Here is a 3,896-nt window from a genome sequence, read left to right on the forward strand (position 1 = left end):
GCGGAAATGCCCATTGAAGACGAGGAAGTGGTAGTTCCTATCGTTTACGTCAAAAGTTCTCGTCTAGTCGAGGCAGTGCTTACCATGGAGGAATACTGTCATCCCTACAGGAAGCTTACCACTATCGGTGTAACAGGCACAAACGGGAAGACTACGATCACAACTCTTATCTATCATGTTTTATCATCATTTGAGAGGAAGGCATCTCTTATCGGTACCGTGAGAAATGTTGTGGGAGAAAACATATATACCAATCCTAAGAACACCACGCCCGGACCGGTCGAGCTTGCAAAGCTTCTTCAACTTTCTACGAAACTGAAAAGCGAGTACTTCATTATGGAAGTCTCGTCGCATTCTCTTTCGATGAACAGGGTTGAGGGAATGAGGTTCGATGTAGGAATAATCAGCAACGTCACCAGAGACCATCTGGACTTTCATCCTACCTTCGATGACTATTACAGATCGAAGATGAAACTCTTCTCTTTATTGAAGACCAACGGAATAGCTGTTGTAAATGGTGACAAGATAAATATCGCGGATATCCACATTTCTAGAAACAGAATCACGACCTATGGTTTTGGCGATGAATCGGATTACAGAATCGAGAATCTCGATATCTCAAGAACGGGCATGGATTTCACTATACAAACGCCGTACGGGTCTTCACATAGGATCTACTCTAGATTGATCGGAGAACACAACGCGTACAATATAGCAGCAGCTGTTGCCGCACTCAATTCATTGAATTACGACCTGGACCACATAGCCAAAGCTATCTCATCCTTCGGAGGTGTTCCGGGTAGATTCGAGTTTGTTGAAGAAGCTACGAAGTACGGCTTTGACGTAGTTGTAGACTTCGCCCATACTCCAGATGCGTTGGAAAAACTTTTGAAGACAGCAAGAAGACTCACTCCAGGCAGGTTGATTCTGGTTTTTGGCGCAGGAGGATCTGCCGATAAGGGAAAACGTCCTTTGATGTCTGAAGTCTCTTCAAAATACAGCGATGTAGTTATTCTCACTTCCGATGATCCAAAGCTGGACGATCCCGCAGAGATCCTTCAGGATCTAGAGAGCGGCGTCGATAAATTCAAACCTTATCTCGTTATTCCTGACAGAAGAGAGGCAATATCAGTTGCCCTTACGCTTGCCAATCGTCAGGACATGGTCTTGATAGCTGGGCGAGGCCATGAGGATTTCCAAATCCTTGGCGAAAAGAGAATTCCCTTTAATGATAAACAGGTAGTAAAGGATATTCTGGAGAGCAAGTTCCGGAGGCATATAAAAAAGTGATATCCAAATCATCAGTTGAAGAATTCTTGCTTCAAACGGAAGACAGAAATATTGTCATCGATTCCAGAAAAGTTTCTGCCGGTGATGTCTTTATTGGGCTGAAAGGGGAAAAGGTCGATGGAAACGACTTTGTCGGAGAGGCGCTTTCCAAAGGGGCCTCTTTGGTATTTTCGGACAAGGCTTTCGACGACCAAAGAGTCTTGAGAGTAGACAACACAAATGAAATCCTTATAGAAGCAGCAAAGAGTATACTCTCGAAATCGAAACTTAGTAACAGGATAGGTATTACAGGTTCTAATGGAAAGACTACGACAAAAGAGATAAGCTCCTTTTTCCTCTCGAAACTTGGCAGAGTTTTTAAGACTGCAGGTAACCTCAATACAGAAATTGGATTGCCGTTATCTTTGCTGGAAAATAGGAGAGAGCTTTTTTCAGCTCAGTACGGTGTCTTTGAATTTGGGACGAGTACGAAGGGGGATATTGAAAAACTTGTCGGAATTGTCCAGCCCGACATCGCTGTTCTTCTCAATGTTGGAAGCGCTCACGTAGGAAATTTCAAAGACATCGACGAGTTACTGCAAGAGAAGCTATCCATATTCAAGTCGAAAAGGCTGTCCAGGGCGGTACTTGGAGGGTGTGATGAGAGACTGAGAGAGTTCTCGAAAGGGCTACCGGTGGAGGTCCTCCTATTTGGAAAAGAAGATGTTGATTTCTCAATAGTAGATTTCGCTTACGATAAAGGCGATACTATGCTTCATTTCTTTTGCGATGGGGACCGGTTTGTCAGACTCAAAGGCATATGGAGCTACGGTCAACTGATGGATCTTGGCGCTGCCTATCTTGTGGCTCGTCTCGTCGGTGTTGAAGAACCTTCAGTATTTTTGAACGATTACAAGTTGCCCTTCAGTGACCGGTTTACCGTCAGTATTCTGAAGGGAATCACTGTGATAAGTGACTTCTACAACAGCAGCCTTGAATCATGGGAATCGGCGATCCTATCCATAGAAAAGCTTAAAAGCTCTCGAAAGATCGCTGTAGCCGGCTCTATTCTCGAACAGGGGAGAGAAGAAAAGAGAACTCACGAAAGGCTTGGTGAGTTGTTGTCAAAGTTTGATGAGACAGTTCTCTTTACGAGAGATATGGCGATAAACGCAGCTTCAAAGAACGTAAAGCCCGCGCTTGTGAGTGACAGCGAAGAGGAAATCGCTGCATGGCTCCAACGTAACGTAAGGAGTGGTGATCTCGTCTTCTTCAAAGCCTCGCGTGCGATAGCCCTTGAAGGGGTATACAAGTCGTTTATGGAGCTGATCGAAAGTGCATAGAGAAGTATTCACTTTCCTCCTGGCATTCCTTTTGTCTGTTCTAGCTATCGAGCCCTTAAAAAGATACCAGAAAAGGAGAAGGATAGGGCAATACATTCGCGAAGAAGGACCTGACCTCCATAACTATAAAACAGGTACCCCAACTGCTGCAGGAATTGTTTTTATTCCTATCGCCCTGACAGTTGCATCAATCTTTGCCTTTAGAGCAGAGATCTTGATAGTTGTCATCGCTGGGATTCTTTTCGGCCTCATAGGACTTGTCGATGACATCTCGAAAATCGTGAAGAGAAATGCATCTGGACTGAGCGGAAAGAGAAAACTCGCCCTTCAGCTTGTCTCGGCTGCCTTCATCGTATTTTTAATTCAGCTTGTCAATCCTCATACACATATAGAGATACCCTTTCTCGGGAAAATCGGTCTCGGCTTCGCTTACTATCCGATTTCTGCTTTGATCATTGCCGGAATGAGCAACGCTGTAAATCTTACCGATGGCGTTGACGGATTGGCGGCCTCAGTGTACATATTTTCCTTGACTCCTATGCTCGCTCTTCCCGTTTGGCAAAATGGTTTGATCGCTCCGATCAGCGGGGCTTTGGCTGGTTTTCTATGGTATAACTGGTTTCCCGCTTCAATATTTATGGGTGATACGGGATCGCTCTCGCTTGGAGGAATCATGGCCGTGATTTTTGCTTTAGACGGGAGAGAGGGTTTTCTCATATTTTTTGGTTTGATGTTCCTCGTGGAAATGTTCAGTGTAATCATTCAGGTATTCTCATTCAAGGTTTTTGGTCGGAGAGTGTTCAAGATGTCCCCAATACACCATCACTTTGAACTATCTAACTGGAAAGAAAGTAAAATTGCATTCAGGTTTTCATTGATCGCTTTCATCGGAGCAGTCTTCGGTCTGCTGTCCTGGTAGGTGAAAAAGTTGCTTGAAGGAAAAATCGGTCTTGTTGGATTCGGAGTTTCGAACGAGAAACTCCTTGAAAGATTGGTAAAAGATAGAGATTCCAAATCGCTTTTTGTTTCTGACACCGGTAAAATTAAAGAGGAAGGTAGGACGCTCCTCAAGAAGTTCGATATAGAATACGAGGAAGGGGGCCATACGGATCGTCTCTTTGACTGCGATGTCTTCATCGTATCCCCTGGAGTCTCGCCGTTTTCCGAAGTTGGAGAGAGAATTATCCATTCGGGGAAATACTACACGACCGAGCTTGAAGTATCCCTAGATGAGCTTTGGTCCAAGCCCAGAGGGACGGTGATCGGCGTCACGGGAACAAATGG

At 44.7% G+C, this 3,896-nt stretch carries 3 protein-coding genes and 1 pseudogene; all 4 read left to right on the forward strand.

What is annotated here, in order from left to right; genetic code table 11:
- Positions 1-1,290, forward strand: a 1,290-nt coding sequence (locus tag BG32_RS01560) for a UDP-N-acetylmuramoyl-L-alanyl-D-glutamate--2,6-diaminopimelate ligase (protein ID WP_121526297.1), incomplete at its 5' end; no start/stop codon positions are given.
- Positions 1,287-2,612 (forward strand): UDP-N-acetylmuramoyl-tripeptide--D-alanyl-D-alanine ligase, encoded by a 1,326-nt coding sequence (gene murF / locus BG32_RS01565; protein ID WP_006487033.1) that lies wholly within the window; start codon positions 1,287-1,289, stop codon positions 2,610-2,612. The genes BG32_RS01560 and murF, both read left to right, overlap by 4 nt.
- Complete coding sequence (gene mraY / locus BG32_RS01570; RefSeq protein WP_006487034.1) at positions 2,605-3,531, forward strand: phospho-N-acetylmuramoyl-pentapeptide-transferase; 927 nt, start codon at positions 2,605-2,607, stop codon at positions 3,529-3,531. Before murF ends, mraY begins: the two co-directional genes overlap by 8 nt.
- A pseudogene (locus tag BG32_RS01575) lies at positions 3,532-3,896 on the forward strand (UDP-N-acetylmuramoyl-L-alanine--D-glutamate ligase); the annotation flags it as partial.

The sequence above is a fragment of the Mesotoga sp. HF07.pep.5.2.highcov genome (assembly GCF_003666285.1).
Lineage (GTDB): Bacteria > Thermotogota > Thermotogae > Petrotogales > Kosmotogaceae > Mesotoga > Mesotoga prima.